18 protein-coding genes are annotated in these 14,390 nt (G+C 47.1%); 2 read left to right on the top strand and 16 right to left on the bottom strand.

The window, feature by feature from the left end; translation table 11 throughout:
- Nucleotides 1-126: 126 nt before the first annotated feature.
- From ACW73I_RS06510 to ACW73I_RS06455, 12 genes are all read right to left on the bottom strand, one after another.
- Nucleotides 127-1,116: a hypothetical protein gene (locus ACW73I_RS06510; protein WP_458028431.1), complete on the bottom strand. Its 990-nt coding sequence runs from the start codon at nt 1,114-1,116 to the stop codon at nt 127-129.
- Nucleotides 1,117-1,714: 598 nt separating this feature from the next.
- On the bottom strand, nt 1,715-2,194 hold the full coding sequence (locus tag ACW73I_RS06505; protein ID WP_458028430.1) for a hypothetical protein: 480 nt from the start codon (nt 2,192-2,194) through the stop codon (nt 1,715-1,717).
- 709 nt (nt 2,195-2,903) lie between these two features.
- Nucleotides 2,904-3,686 (bottom strand): GNAT family N-acetyltransferase, encoded by a 783-nt coding sequence (locus ACW73I_RS06500; protein WP_458028429.1) that lies wholly within the window; start codon nt 3,684-3,686, stop codon nt 2,904-2,906.
- Nucleotides 3,676-4,134 (bottom strand): DMT family transporter, encoded by a 459-nt coding sequence (locus tag ACW73I_RS06495; RefSeq protein ID WP_458028428.1) that lies wholly within the window; start codon nt 4,132-4,134, stop codon nt 3,676-3,678. Before ACW73I_RS06495 ends, ACW73I_RS06500 begins: the two co-directional genes overlap by 11 nt.
- Nucleotide 4,135: 1 nt before the next feature.
- A complete protein-coding gene (locus tag ACW73I_RS06490; protein ID WP_458028427.1) occupies nt 4,136-4,762 on the bottom strand; it encodes an NAD(P)H-dependent oxidoreductase in 627 nt (208 codons plus the stop codon).
- A 105-nt stretch (nt 4,763-4,867) separates the two neighbouring features.
- Nucleotides 4,868-5,458 carry a Crp/Fnr family transcriptional regulator gene (locus ACW73I_RS06485; protein ID WP_458028426.1) on the bottom strand — a complete coding sequence of 197 codons (591 nt, stop codon included), beginning with the start codon at nt 5,456-5,458 and terminating at the stop codon, nt 4,868-4,870.
- Between the two features lie 53 nt (nt 5,459-5,511).
- Nucleotides 5,512-6,306 carry an NAD(P)-dependent oxidoreductase gene (locus ACW73I_RS06480; RefSeq protein ID WP_458028425.1) on the bottom strand — a complete coding sequence of 265 codons (795 nt, stop codon included), beginning with the start codon at nt 6,304-6,306 and terminating at the stop codon, nt 5,512-5,514.
- Nucleotides 6,287-6,805 (bottom strand): adenylate kinase, encoded by a 519-nt coding sequence (locus ACW73I_RS06475; protein ID WP_458028424.1) that lies wholly within the window; start codon nt 6,803-6,805, stop codon nt 6,287-6,289. Before ACW73I_RS06475 ends, ACW73I_RS06480 begins: the two co-directional genes overlap by 20 nt.
- A gap of 437 nt (nt 6,806-7,242) precedes the next feature.
- Complete coding sequence (locus ACW73I_RS06470) at nt 7,243-7,731, bottom strand: GNAT family N-acetyltransferase (protein WP_458028423.1); 489 nt, start codon at nt 7,729-7,731, stop codon at nt 7,243-7,245.
- Nucleotides 7,722-8,102, bottom strand: a complete 381-nt coding sequence (locus ACW73I_RS06465; protein WP_458028422.1) for a DUF4383 domain-containing protein — start codon at nt 8,100-8,102, stop codon at nt 7,722-7,724. Before ACW73I_RS06465 ends, ACW73I_RS06470 begins: the two co-directional genes overlap by 10 nt.
- An 81-nt stretch (nt 8,103-8,183) precedes the next feature.
- Nucleotides 8,184-8,804, bottom strand: coding sequence for a cytochrome P460 family protein (locus ACW73I_RS06460; RefSeq protein ID WP_458028421.1), 621 nt, complete (start codon nt 8,802-8,804; stop codon nt 8,184-8,186).
- Nucleotides 8,805-8,847: 43 nt separating this feature from the next.
- A complete protein-coding gene (locus ACW73I_RS06455; RefSeq protein ID WP_458028420.1) occupies nt 8,848-9,942 on the bottom strand; it encodes a lactonase family protein in 1,095 nt (364 codons plus the stop codon).
- A gap of 212 nt (nt 9,943-10,154) precedes the next feature.
- On the opposite strand from ACW73I_RS06455, the gene ACW73I_RS06450 reads away from it, so the two are divergent.
- Nucleotides 10,155-10,715 (top strand): TetR/AcrR family transcriptional regulator, encoded by a 561-nt coding sequence (locus ACW73I_RS06450; protein WP_458028419.1) that lies wholly within the window; start codon nt 10,155-10,157, stop codon nt 10,713-10,715.
- Nucleotides 10,716-11,002: 287 nt separating this feature from the next.
- The gene (locus ACW73I_RS06445; protein WP_458028418.1) at nt 11,003-11,356 is read left to right on the top strand and encodes a hypothetical protein; all 354 of its coding nucleotides are present in this window, start codon (nt 11,003-11,005) and stop codon (nt 11,354-11,356) included.
- Nucleotides 11,357-12,147: 791 nt separating this feature from the next.
- On the opposite strand, the gene ACW73I_RS06440 is transcribed toward ACW73I_RS06445, so the two are convergent.
- From ACW73I_RS06440 to ACW73I_RS06425, 4 genes are all read right to left on the bottom strand, one after another.
- A complete protein-coding gene (locus ACW73I_RS06440; protein WP_458028417.1) occupies nt 12,148-12,699 on the bottom strand; it encodes a FlhC family transcriptional regulator in 552 nt (183 codons plus the stop codon).
- The gene (locus ACW73I_RS06435; protein ID WP_458028416.1) at nt 12,696-13,007 is read right to left on the bottom strand and encodes a flagellar transcriptional regulator FlhD; all 312 of its coding nucleotides are present in this window, start codon (nt 13,005-13,007) and stop codon (nt 12,696-12,698) included. The genes ACW73I_RS06440 and ACW73I_RS06435 overlap by 4 nt, the downstream gene beginning before the upstream one ends.
- An 18-nt stretch (nt 13,008-13,025) precedes the next feature.
- On the bottom strand, nt 13,026-13,556 hold the full coding sequence (locus ACW73I_RS06430) for a transglycosylase SLT domain-containing protein (protein ID WP_458028415.1): 531 nt from the start codon (nt 13,554-13,556) through the stop codon (nt 13,026-13,028).
- Nucleotides 13,557-13,990: 434 nt separating this feature from the next.
- The coding region (locus ACW73I_RS06425) for a Crp/Fnr family transcriptional regulator (RefSeq protein ID WP_458028414.1) at nt 13,991-14,390 on the bottom strand (400 nt) is incomplete at its 5' end.

Below are 14,390 nucleotides of genomic sequence, written 5' to 3'. Positions count from 1 at the left end.
AATGCCCATGCCATCTAACATTTTTCCTAATTACCGGCGCACAGCGAGACTCCGGATGTCCGAGAAACTAAAAAACGGCAAGAATGTGCCGGAAGCCGCGTCAAAACATCTGGGCGGCAGCTTAAACTAAACCCGCGTGTCGATAGCCGTCGTTTCGGCAAGCAATTTTGCTAACTCGGAGGGTTCGATAGCCGGATTTTGCTGCATCTTGGCGAGTCCGGACAAGCGCGACATTTGGTCAATGAGGTTAAGATTAGCGTCGGCCGAATGCAGTAATGCCAGTTGATAGGCTGCCATGATTTGTTTGCGCTCGGTTTTACTCAGATGCTGCCACGGCTGATCGGAGGCATTGTTTGGGACGTTGGCCCCGGCGTCCCATTTGGCGCCTTGATAGGGATGATCGATACGGTACAAGGCTTGAACCAAGCCTGGATCGGATGGGGTAAAGGCTTGCGCGGTTCTGGATGTCGCATTATCTGCCGATAGGCTATTTTGCGATGTCAATGCGGGAATGAATTTTTCCAATGCTTCAAAGCTAACGGCGTGCGTCAAACCACTGATTTGCGGGTTCAGCAAATAGGCCAAAAAACCTTTGTCGATGTCGGTGGATTCCACCGAGGGATCAGTCAATATCCGCTTGACCTGCTCGGCGTCTTGAGGGTTGTATTTGCCTACCCAAGGATTGCCTTCTGCGTCATAGATACCTGATTGGCCGGCGATCTCCCCGGTGTTATTACCCGTCGCCTGTAGGAAGCGGTAGTTTGCCAAATCAAACGCAAAATTATCGACTTGTTCCAGATCCATGCCGCTGGACTGCGCATACTCGTAGGCGCGTTCCATCAGCTTTCTGTCCGCCTGCGTAAGGAAACTGGCGGAATTACCGCTCAGGTTATTGGTCGTAAACGCCGTCGCGACCTCGGGGGTGGCGTTCGGATCACTAGTGTGGAATAACCTCGACAAAAGCATTGCATGCCCGCTAAAAGTCGCCGTGTCAGTGGTGCTTTTGGATGAAGCAGAACTGTTGTTGCCTTGTTTTTCAGTCGGTTGCGAAGCACTTCGTTTCTGCAAAATTGCCGAAGGAGATGCCGTAGTGTTCGATACATTGATGCTGGCCATATACATTTCTCCAATTTCGAGAAAAACTCTAACTACATAGTTTAGCGGCAACAGGTTCTTTTTTTAAATACGTCAACAAAGGCGATACGCAAAAAATACGCATCGCCTGTACACAAATTAATAAAGATAATTGACCGTAACGGAGTCGGTTCTTGAGTTTGCTGTTGCGGGGTAAGTGCCTCCAGTTAAAGTATGTCTAATCCAAAAAGTACCTCGAGCACTGAATCCATCGTAAAAATGGACAGTACCTGTCTGGGAGGCGGAAATATTATGACAATACTGAATTGTTGACGAGTAGGGATTGGAATAGCAAATCTCGACCAGTTCCGAAGAGTTACCATTCGGATAAGTTGACCATTGGTACGACACCGAGGTGACGGTCGTTCCTGATATAGGGACAGAGCTGGGTGGACTAAAAGGCATAGTTGCCCAGCCACCAGACATATAAATCGTATAGTGCGTCGTTGTTTTAGACCATGATGTATCGACTGCATAGCTAACAGAAGCCACAATTAACAGAAGCGGCAATAATATCCATTTGTTCATAAAAGTACTCCAAATTACAAAGTTACACAGGTATTTAAGAATATTCGAAACATCAAATTGGATTGGACAAATTCAGGTACAGCGTCCCATTGATGAGTTCTGTTGTAATCACCGACAAAATATTTCTCAGCACTGGCTGTTCTGATTCGGGGGATGTGCTCTTTGCTTCTAAGATGTCGATTGCTTGAAGCAAGTCTGTATTTGCCACCATAATTCGCGCTGCAGCGGTATCGAGATTTTCGTCAAAGGACTCACTTTTCGCTTCTCGTAGCGCTTGAATTTTGACCAAAGCGCTTTCCACGGATGTTTGCGCTTTACGCGCTTCCTCGGTGGCCTGACTATAGGCGGCAGCGGCGCCGTTCAAGTCGCCGTTATTTAAAAGGCTTTCAGCAGAATTGCCCTCACTGATGGCCAAATGAAGATGGATCTGGCTATCTGCCAAATCCTTGGCAATTACCTCACTCTCCGCTTGAGCTGCGCTAGTTATCAGGCATATTACAAGTAAAAATGTGTTTCTAACATGTTTTAACATGAAAAATCTCCTTATACATCAATAGTAATAGTGAATCAAAACTACCAAGAACAATGCGAGGGATTGCAGTCCTTGACTTCTGACTATCCCTTGGTTCGCAAATGGAAGCTTAATCGATAATCTAACTTCTATGCTGCGTCATTTTGACGCGCAGCTTTTGAGGCCGAATTTTGTGTGTGGGCCAGCAGAATGTGCAAGTTGGCGCAGTTGGTGTGCAACTTGTAGCACCATAGTCGTGCAACTAAGACTGCCAAGGGTGCGCAAGTAGCATGCGATTTCGCACCCGGAGAGATCTCCCGAATGAGAGTTAGGGAGAAGTCAGCAGAGGCCATATTAGCGAAGAAGGCTTGGAAACAGGCCGGAGCGAAGGGCCGAAGGAATCGAGATACGACGAAAGGACTTCTGTGAAAACACGTGAAGTTACTTGAAACCGGACGGAGTAGCCGCGAGCGGCAAACTACCTGACGGCCACGTTAAGTTGGGCTTGGTGGATTCCTAACATGGGCGAAACTGGAGGTAGCGAGTGTAGTAACAGGGCGTTGACCACGTAAGATGTATAGACAAGGAGCAAAACCTTGAGCGGTGAAGGCCGTTGATTCCAACCGCCGGATGCGGAAAACCGCATGTCCGGTGGTGTGGCAGAGGTGATGGGCGCAATCCCGTCACCCCGAGCCGATCCGCTGTCTGGCGTTGTTACTCATTAAGTTCATCATGGGGAGCGCCTCCGATAGTTTTTGATTATAAATTGGCTGTTAAAACCAAGACGATGATATAGAGAAATTCCAGCTTGCGAAGCCTGTAACACCGCATTTTTTCCGCCCCACTGAATGCAAATCCCTAAGATTTCATGCATTAATCGCGAAGCAAGTCCCTTGCCTTGGAACGCTTTTCTAACGCCAACTTGATGTATTCCAATGGTGTGGTCAGTTTTATAAAGCAGTGCAGCCGCCACCGCTTGATCATCTATATCGCCCAACATTATCCGTATATCCTTATCGCCGATTAAGGGCTCCAGCACTAATGCTTCGATGTCATAATCAAAGGCATCTTCACAAACGTTAACCCATAGTGCCAGCTCTTCGTTTGCGCTTACCATCCGTATTCGAAATTCAGGGTTTACAGAAGGTGCGATGGCCATTTCATCTGGCAATTCTAGAAACATCGCGGTTTGTTCAAAATGACAAGTCCATTTTTGCGCGATTAATGCCTTTTCGAGAAAGTCATGTTCTGCCTGAAAAGGCAGGAGATTAATAGGCCTGCTGCTCACGAAGGACCAAATCGGAATAATCGCCGTTGGTGGAATTTCGGCAAGAAGACCATCGCCGTTGCTCGCTTTTTGATCATTAATGACCGCGGAAGATTCATACCAACAACGATGAGGCCACCTGGTGTTGATCAACATGGCAGCTCCAACCTGATCTTTAAGGACATCAAAGCCGTATTTTTTCCACAGGCCAGTGAGGTTTTTAAGATTTGCTTCGTCAATGTGCATGGGGTGACTCCCAATTAATCAGCCATATGCCTACGATAAGAGCAAGCAGTCCAACCAATTTGAACGCGTTAATTGGGTTTTCGGCTAGCCCAAACCACCGGTAATGCCCTGCGATCATGGCAATTAGGATTTGCCCCGACAATGCAAATGATGTCATAGAGCCAACACCCATCTTCGGGATCAAATAATAAAACGTAGCCACACCGAACGCGCTGAATACCGACCCGGCAAACCACAAATAGATCGGCACCGCTCTAATCTGGGCAATCTGCGGATAGTGTTTGGTCGATGCAGCCACCGCTATCGCAGTCAACAAAAAGCTAAACAAAAATGCGATGCCCGATGCCAATAGCGGACTATTCAGCAATACGCCAAGCCGGGCATTCATCGTCGCTTGACAGGCAATGGCCACGCCGGCAAGCATGGCGAGAAAAGATAGCTGGCCCACATCAGACCTCCAGTACTAATGCGTCATAATCAAAACGCACTTTCGGTCTCAATGCTTGTTGGTCTTCGGGATGACGACGCCCAATCGGACAAATCACTGTGGAAGTCAAGCCTTTTTCAGCTAATCCCAAAATGGTGTCGTATCCATTATGATCAAAACCGCTCATCGGGCAACAGTCTATCTGCATCAGTGCGGCGCAAGTCAAAAAGTTGCCGAGCGCGATATAGGCTTGTTGATGGGCCCATTGCTGCCGTTGCTCATTTGTCATCCTAGCCAATGCCGCCTTCATATGCGCGGAAAAACCGGAAAGTTCACCAGGCGATTGCTTGGTCACTTGTGCATATTTGTCGATATAACGATCAACGGTGTTGTCTCCAAGTACCGAATGGGCGGCAAATACGATGAGATGAGAACTCTCGGCAATTTTGTTTTGCCCGTATGAATAAGGTAATAACTGCCGACGAACATCTTGCGACTCCACCACAATCAAAGCATAAGGCTGCAAGCCGTAGGCAGATGGACTAAGCCTCGTCGCGTTAAGAAGGTCTTTCAGCTGTGAGGTGGGGATTTTGTCATCGGTGAATTTTTTCACCGCATAACGCCAATTCAATGCTTCTATCAGATTCATTTTCGTCTGCTCCTATTGCGATTGATTAAACAAAAGCTTTCGATTAGAGGTTGGGCAGAAGAATACAAATTAAAATTTATTGATTCATTTACATAGGTTGATGAGTTATAACTTTTTTCGAATTCGACTGAGTTGTGTTGGCGTTACGCCAAGATGCGAAGCGATATGGTATTGAGGGAGGCGGTCAACCAGATCGGGATACTCTTCAATAAAACGCAAGTAACGGGTAGTCGCGTCTTCCTGGACAATTTCAATTTCACGCGCGTCTTTGGCCAGCAGCCAATTTTTTTCCAGATAATGAATTTGAAATAATTTCAAATCGTGTTTTTCAAGTAACAACTGTCGGTAAGCAGCAAAATTTATCTCGATGATTAAGGATTCTTCCAAAGCCTCAAATGTCAGCAACGAAGGGCTGGAAGTCAGTAACGCAGTCATTGCCCCTGGAAACGTACCTTCGGCAAAAAAGATTTTATTGTATTCATTGCCATTTTCATCGCAGACAAAACACCTGATCAGCCCCTTATAGACATAGGCATAAGAACGCGGAATTTCGCCGTCCCGGTAAAGCACAGCCTTCTTTTGTAACGCTTTGAAAACCGTTATTCCTTGGAGGGCTTGCCACGTTTCATCGCTGATAGGCGAATACGAAGCCAAAGACTGTTTCAACGCGATAAAAGCTTTATGTTCGTCACACACCAAAATTATTCCTCCATGCCTATATTGGATTAGGAATGAGGTTGCTAGCTTCCCTATCCTTGGCCTGCAGCAACCGCCGACGGCGTTAGCCTGCCGACAATCGCAGGCGCTTTGTGTATGAGATTATCATTCACCAGTGCTTCAACCATGAATAAAGCAAAGTCGATACGGTGTGTTAGGTTGCTTTTAAGAATAGGATCTCCGACATGTTCGCTCCACAGCGGTAAGCCTTGACTTTCCCCTTCGGTAAGATCGCTTCCCCGCACAACCGTCCACTTCTTATCGCTGGCGAAAATCCGGCGGCAGGCTTCCACTTGGTCACTGATATCGGCAAAGCGTAAAGTTTTTGCTATCCAATCAAAAACCTTAACCAAAACTTTCAGTTTCCAGGAATAGACGTCTTTTCCATCCATGGAAATATGCCAGCCGCAAGAAAACACCAGCCGTGCATCATGGGGGGCAAAATCCAGCACTGCTTGAGCAGTGCCGGTTGAATAATGATTCACTCCCCAGGGTACCAGAACGGTCAGCACACCATCGCATCCTTCGACTGCTTTTTGAATAACTGACCGGTCATTTGACAACCCTGGAATGATTTCAATACGCTCTTTAAATTCGTCTAACTTGTGGACACTACTTTCACGGCAAACGCCAACGACCTGATAACCTTTATCCAAAGCCAGCCGAACCAAATATTTTCCTAGCTTTCCGGATGCACCGACAATACAGATCTTCTTTCTATTCATCCTATTAGCTTCTTGGGAATGCAAAATCATCGTGGTTGTTTTCCTGTTCCGATTTTTCAAATCTGATGTTTGAGTAGCAACATTATTCTTGCCGAAGTTCACAAAGAAGCTTTCTTATTTCATTCGGCGACTTCAAATGATGAACTTGTTTTGATTCTATAGATTCAGCGACCAGTTTCCGATAAGCCGGCGTTAGTTTTTTATGGCATAGCCAAAGCACTCGGTAACTATTTAATGTCCCTTTGAAAATCGGGCTGTTTTCAGGCCAGCCTTCGGGGTTTACAAATAAGCCTTTTAGTAATCTCTTTGTCACCCACATACCGTGGGTTAGTAAAGGCAGATCAATATAAATTAGCGTATCCGCAACTGAAAAACGCTCCCAGGCTGATGAAACACTGCCAAAACCATCAATAATCCACTTATCTTGGCCTATTAGCCGGGCATGTAGTTTCAGATACTCGTCATGAGAAATTTCTTTACCGCCTTCCCGATACTTTATTTTGTCTAATGAGTATAGCGGAAGGTTAGATGCTTCAGCCAATTGCTTCGCCAGCGTGGATTTTCCACCCCCGGCATTACCGAATATTGCTACTTTTTTCATAGTGCCTCCTATGGTCTTATCTAAAACCCAAGAAGCTAGAAATAAAAAACCCGCCTCTTGGGCGGGTTTTCAATATTATCTACGCAACAAAACCCACCATTCTTATGTAATGACGGAAATAATTCGAAAAAATTGATGCGAAAACTCTGTAGTCATATGTTTATGTCACGGCCTATTAAGAAATTATTGTATATCTGGACCTTTAAGTGACCGGTCTACAATTCCAACCGGTATATTCCTTTATGACACTAACGGTTATGACGAACGTAGTCAGTGGCAATTGCGAAACAGTTTACATTGCGTTGATTGTTATGGCAAACAGGGGAATGCGATTTCCTGCGTCCTGCTCAATCCGGTTTAACTCTGCACTCGAGCGTTATATCCGCTCATTGTCTCCATTTAACAGTCCATATCCCCCCTTCTTCTCATTAGCGAACTTAGCCTTTATTCTGCATTCGGTATGGAGCCCGAAGGCGATACCGATAAAACATGGAGTTAGAGATCTCCACCTGCCCATCGGCTTGAAACCCTAGACGAAGCATTCCATTGACATGGACTCTACTGGAAGGGAGAAGTGCGGTAACAGACTCAAACCCCATTTCCTGAAAGGCTATCTCGATAATTTTCCGGTAGATGACTTTTCCGTACCCCCAATATTCGGGTGACAAAACCAGTGCCAGATCAGCATCGTCCATTTCACGCTGAAATCCACCCCAACCAGCGAAAACACCATTGATCACAATTCCCCAAGGGCCATAGCCGTTGACTTCCCACTGAGTTTCTTTACTCTCCACCCATCTCATACATTCGACTTCGTCGAAATTTCCACCTGCGAGAGGCAAATGGCGCAAAACACTGGGATCGTTGTGTAGCGCAATAATGTCCGCTAACTCGATTTCACTCAGACGAATCAATTTTAAGCCCATTGCCGTTCTACAGTTCGATTTGGAAGGACGAATCCCGATCCCAATACGGCGAAGCCCAAACCTAAATGCAACCAATGGTCAGCTTCGTTGACATGAATAATGCCTAACATCAGATTACCGCCGGTTATCCCCCCAAAAATGGCCACTGCAATGCCTCCAACACCCAGCGTCTTTAACACCATAGTGGCCTTTGCGGGAAACTTTAGCGCACCGGCAATAAATGCGCCGCCTAAACCGATGTGAATCATGTTGTGAACGGCGTTAGTTTGGAATACGCCGATGACAGAAATGATTGGATTAGAAATAAATCCCAGGACGCCAACTAAAATAAATACCACGCCATAAATTAAACAGATATTTCGTGCGTTCATAGATATTTCTCCACACTAAAAATTTGATGAAAATGGCATCCCTGCCCAAAAATTCCGCTTCCATTCTCGACATAAAGATCATTAACGACCGGTTCCTGCCTGGCCTTTTCCCGCTGCGGCTCGCAATATCGGGTAAAACTGGGTAAAAACCTGATCTTTGGCAGCATGCTTTTGGTGGCAAGCCTGGCAGTTTTCGCTTGGTTGCGTCTTAGCGGCACTGTGCAGCATCGGGCTGTCTTCAATCGTGAAGCGAAAGAACCCCCAGTTTCCTGGCTCTTTCGGGAATTGTTGCCCGCTTTTCACCATCGCTTCCAGACCGATATATTCGCCTTGAAAATAACCATTTCCGCTGGGAGCCTGCTTACTGCCGACGCTTACCAGTTCTTTAACGACAATCGTGCCGTCCGGAAATTCGCCGAACTTCTTCCAGTGCGCCCAGCTGGCCGGATCGATGTAGACGTTATGAAACTCCGGGAACGCCGCTTTGCCATCGTTCATATCGTTTGGGGTAAGCGGCGCGCCGACGAATATCCATTCCCGATAGCCGGTCGGTCTGATCAATTGGCCGGATTGATCGAATTTCGCGTAGCTTTGGGATGCCTGCATACCATCGTCGGCAAACGAGGGTACCGATATCGCGATGCTAAAAAAACAAATCAAGGCGATTAGTTTTTGTCTGGTGATCATGTTGTAAGGTGCCATGACACTTCTCCTGCTATTGAATTATCCGAATGACCGCTGTTTGTCAGCGCACCACCAAGCCGGTAAATCCGGCCGGTAGCTGAGCTATGCTTTGCAGCTTTTGTAATTTGCCTTTAGGTAACACCCGGTAAACGCCAATGCTATTACTGCCGCCGTTCAGGGTGTACAAGGTCCGTCCATCGTCGGAAATAGCCATATCTCTAGGTCCATCTTCCTGAGCGGCAATATTTTTCAACAGCGTCAGATTCCCGGCCCGGTCTATCGCAAATGACGATATGCTGTCCGCTGGTGTATTGGCGGTAAACGCGATACGCCCATTAGGCGTCGTTGTCAGCCAACAAGCAGCCGTTTGGCCGACGGCAACCGCACCGTCTAACAGGTGAACGGTTCCATCTTCCATGATTTCATAGGACGATACCGTCGAAGCGTTCGCACTGCCTCCCGCGGCTTCGGCAACGAAAAACTGGTCGCGTTTGCCGAAGGAAAAACCGAAGGGCGTGACGCCTGCCGAATCTAAGGTATGGCGAGTAGCAGGCAGACCGTTATCGTCTAAAGCGAAGGTCGTGATCTTATTGGTAGCTTTTTCGGTAATCGCCAGCGCATTGCCTTCGTGATTAAAGCTGATTTGCGCCGGCGCCGAGCCGGGGGCGCTTAAGGCCCGATAGGACTCCGGCAAAGGGTGCAATTGACCGCTACGCGGATCGAAACGGAAACCAAAAATGGAATCGTCTCCGGCATTCACCACATACACCAAATTGTGGTCGACCGTCACACTCACCGGTTCGTCGCCCGAAACCTGGGCCTTGTCTAGTAGCTCCAATCCAGATGTTGAAACCCTGAAAACGGAGACCTCATCGCTTCCAGCATTGACCGCGAATAGATAACGTTCGTTCTTACTCAAGGCCAATGCGCCCTGATTTCCCAGCCCTCCTCCGGTACCCGTTCCGCCGGTATCGAATTGTCCGGCCGCATGCAGATATCCGTCGTTATCGCGGTCGAAAGCCAACACGGCGTTATGGTTAGCGTCGTTGGATAAGGTATACACGGTTTCTTTCGCCTTGTTTTTTGCATGACAAACACCCGATGCCAACGCGGAAACTAAGACGCCCAGAACCATCAGTCTTGCTCGATTTTTCATGACCAAACTCCATCAGTTGGAAAACAACATTAGTGTGCAAGGGGAACTAACCACTTACACCGCACCAAGTAAACAGATTTGTTTACTTGCGATTGAATGTATACCGATCTGTTTACTTTGTCAAATATTTTGTAAACAAATCTGTTTACTTATGCCGGCGTGTTGTTATGCTATTCGTGAATTGATTACGAAAGGCCTTGGATTTTATGACTATGGATAAGCGGGAAATCATTGTTGAAGCGGCATACAAACTGTTTAAATCAAACGGGTTTTTTGCAACTGGCGTGGACTTGATCATGCGGGAAGCCGGGGTGTCCAAGCGAACCATGTACAAATACTTTCCGACTAAAAACGATCTCATCGTGGCGGTACTGGCTTACTACCGAACCAGTTACCAAAGGCATATCGACGATTTGCTAAGCGACGAGACTCAAGGTCCAAGAGAAAAAATAAAAATCATTTTTGACGATGCGGACACCTGGTTTGGCGATATCAACTTTCACGGTTGTTTGGCCGTCAATGCAATGAGCGAGTTTGCCGGTAAAGATAAAGCGGTAGAAGAGGCTTGTCTACAATTCAAACAATGGGAACGCAGCATTATGGAGCAATTGTGTATCTCGCTCGGCGCCCGCGAGCCAAGCATTTTGGCTTATAAATTGTTCGTGCTGCTGGAGGGTATGTCGGCCATTGCGTTGATCGATAAATCCGAAGCATCCGTAAACTTCACGGCAGTTGCCGAGCAACTGATCGATGCTCATACGGCAGTCGCTTAACGACCGAATGAGGTAGAGTACAGGTTAGTGATTTCGTTGGGGTTTTTCGTTTTATGTCCTACTTTTCGAGTAAATGGACCAGTGCTGCCGACAGTGAGTTTGTACAGGCACAGATTCGTTGAGCAACGGGGAAAATTGCCAGTGGTGAAGCAAGTATCGAAGCCCTGCATGATCAAAATCTTGAAACCCGAGAAGGGCACTCGAATGAAGGGTTTACCGAGCTTGCCAATATCAAGGCCGAGCACTTTAGGCAGTCGATTGCAGCAGCGACGAATGACACACCATCGATGGCCGAAGCGTTATATAACTTTCTGGGTGGCAGTCTATACAATGCCGCTAAAAATATAGAGGCCATAGGTACTGCGTGCAATACTGGTATTCAAGAATTTGTCGCTAAAGCCAAAGAGGCGCGAACCAACGGCGCTGATATCTGGGAGTCTATCCAGTATGGCGCATCAAATTGCTATTCAGGATTCATGGACGCGACTCGAAGTTGGGCAAATCAGCGCGTTAACTCAGTGGCTGACAAACTAACTCCTGCTCAACAGGCATACTATCGCGCATTGATGTTTGAAGCGTTCGCGGGGATTGCTGTTGCGGCGAGTATGGTGGCAACCTGGGTATTGCCGAAAGCCAGTTGATAGAAGAGGAAGGCGGTGTGGAAGGTAATGATATCGCCAAGCTAATTAAAAGCGCGGCAGGTCAAGGTCGCATGGATCTGGTTGATCAGATTGGGAATTAAAATCGGGCGCGAGGCCGCGTAAACTATTGACTTTCAATGAGAGTGAACTCTGGCGACTGCAAAACCGGCCAGGAACCATCGAACTATCGTCAGGAAAGAGGCCATCACGACGTATGGGGTTAGATCATCTCTAAATATATGGAATCAGAATTGCTATCAAGGCTAAAGTCGACCAATAGTAGCTACTGTTGTGCGAAAACTGTTGCGTAATGAATTCGATAGTTTGATAAAAAACTCAGCTAGGCCGAAAGCGCTGAAAATGATGCTACCGAATATCCCAAGGGCTTCCAGTTCGCTAGGCAACATTTCCATCGTTGCAAGGAGCCAAATCAAACCAAAGCCAGCGGCTACTAAGGCTGTTCGTTTAAAAGTATCGAATGAAATAATTTTCTTGGAAAACCGATGTAAAAGTTGCTGTAATCCACTCGGAAACCGCGCAAATGTCGCTCCGCAAAAAAGGGCAAACCGACTTGGCCGGCCTGCCGTAATAAACGACTACTCTCGGTACCATGGATCGGCTACATTCGTTGCAAATCACGGCGGCATGATGTTCGGCAAAGACTGAGGGTTTGGAAGCGCCTTTTCGGCTTAATTGGGATGAAAATGTCGCCATTGTTGGACTCCACTTCGAAACTTCGACTGATCTTGAAGTCTAGTGGCCACTATCCCAAGATTTTTGGAAAGAATCAATTAGTCATTGATGTACCTGGATCTGTGTGTCTGATTTAGCACGCACATCTGACAGACTTGCTGGTATTTGCAGCCATGAATGATCAGATAGGGCGTATGGCAGCTCGTACAGTAAGGTAGTTCTGCAAGTCCGTCTTTCAGGGCTTCGGCGATAATCCAGGCTTCATTGAAATTTGCAGGCCGTATGCGGCCAAATGGTCGGCGTTCTTGAATATGGTTGGGATAGAATGCACAAAAAGTATCCCAGGCAAACACCAGGGCGTTCAGGTCCATTTCTGCTCTGATAGCGCCTGAGCAAGCGCTTCGATAAATAGAAGCAAATAATGCGATGTAAAGAAACGACTCGCGCGACTGTGGCAGAGCTGCGATGCCAGGGACCAGGCCCGCCACTGGACTTTCTCCATGCAGGGAAAAATAGAGATTGCACAAATCTTTGGAGCGCAGGGTTTTGATGGCTCGGCTGGCCAATTTTGTACGCAACTTTCGTTTCAGCAATTGATAAGCCCAATACTGATCTTTGAGTCGAGCAGCAAAAGCGCAATGGTTGCTCATGACTCTGGTGAATGGGAGGGCAAAAGCATCAGGAGTTCGATGGCCCGTGCGTCGATCACATCCGGCACTTCGGTTTTTTGGGCGTTTAGGAATTTGCTCCATTGGTGGGCGTTGAAACGGGGAACAAAGGTCAGGCAATCACTTCGAGCCAGGATCTTCAACTGTTCGAGCGGCATCTTTCTGAGTAATGAAACCGCTTCGATCGTGAGACCTAAGCAGAACATAGCTTTTTGTTCGCTCTCGGAAAAAATTAAGGACTGCGCGACGATGAGGTAGTCGAGATTGAGTTTGTAGAGATTTTCGTTCAATCTGCAATCCTCTATTCGCTAAAGAATTGCGCGAATTTGATTCGCCAAGGCAATTACTTTTTGCCCGTACTGGATAGCTGCAGGCTCATTTTTCCAACTGTAGTAGCGGCCTATGCCATGTGCGAGATTGCCAGGCACCGATTGGATGGCCTCCGATAGTACGCTTGCGCCAATTTCGAGATTAGTACTTGGTATCAAGAGTTGCTCTGGTTTCGCAACACGGTGGCCATGCCAACGCAGATTGACTTGCATAATGCCAACGTCGATATTGCGTTTACCTTTATCCATCAATTGATTGAGCAATGCTTCGGCTTCCCGCTGGCTGCCGAGAATAAAAGCGTTGCCAGCGCTATTGATGGCCCAGGGCGAGGGTATGACTTGATTCTGGTCTTTGTTTTTTCGCGATTCGGTGAGCGCAACGGCATACAAAATATAGGGATCAATATGATGTCTACGAGCTACTTGGCCCCACAGTGTGTTCCGTAATTTGGTTTTTGACGCCGAGGACTGATGGCTGTTCCTATTCGGCTGAATGGACTCAGTCGCCATGGATTCCACCGATAGGCTGACGAAGCAAAAGCCGCCGATTATGCCAATCCAAAGATGCTTTATAAAGTTTTGGATGGAAACACCCGAAGGACTAATCGCTTTTTTTATGTGAACAATTGACATCGTAATCTCACTGCTTTGGTCTTGAAGTGAGTTTACGACGTTCCCAAAAATTCTATATGTCCGAAAAACCTCTCTTTTCGCAGTTTTTCGTCAATCCTCTGGGGGGTATTTACAAGTAATGTCAGAAAATACGACCGTCAATTGGATTTAATCTTGGTCTAAAATTATGCGGATGGCTGGTTTATGGTCGTTTTATAGCAGGTTGCTACGGTTAGAAATGCAGGTGTTCCACAACAGAAATAATGACCGGCATACGTGTTTTATTGCCAGACATTATGTAGATGGCATTGCCATAAGAACAGCAATCATCTTTACTGAACCAAACTCAGTTCTCTTTGCAGCCCGTTGAAATCGAGAATATGGATGGTTTTGCCCTGCACCGAAATCAGTTCCTTGCGACTGAGCTGTTGCAGGATGCGCGAAAAGGTTTCCGGTCGTACCGACAGCCTTGAGGCCAGTACTTGTTTCGGGGTTTCCAAATCCAGACTGTATTGATTGCCTTCGCCATCGGGTGCCGATTGCAACAGCAGTTGAATCACCCGCATGCTGGCATTTTGCAGCGTCAATTGCTCGATATCCTGAATCGCCCCATGCAGCCGTTTGCTGAGGCTTCCCAACATCCTCAGGCAAAGCGCGTTGGATGCTTGCAATAAGCCCAGAAATGGCTTCATCTCTATACGCCACAATTTGCTCGCGATTACGGCTTTGGCG

The organism is Methylomonas sp. MgM2, from assembly GCF_054172045.1.
Note: the sequence above shows the minus strand (reverse complement) of the source record. Positions and strands in the feature narration are given on the sequence as shown.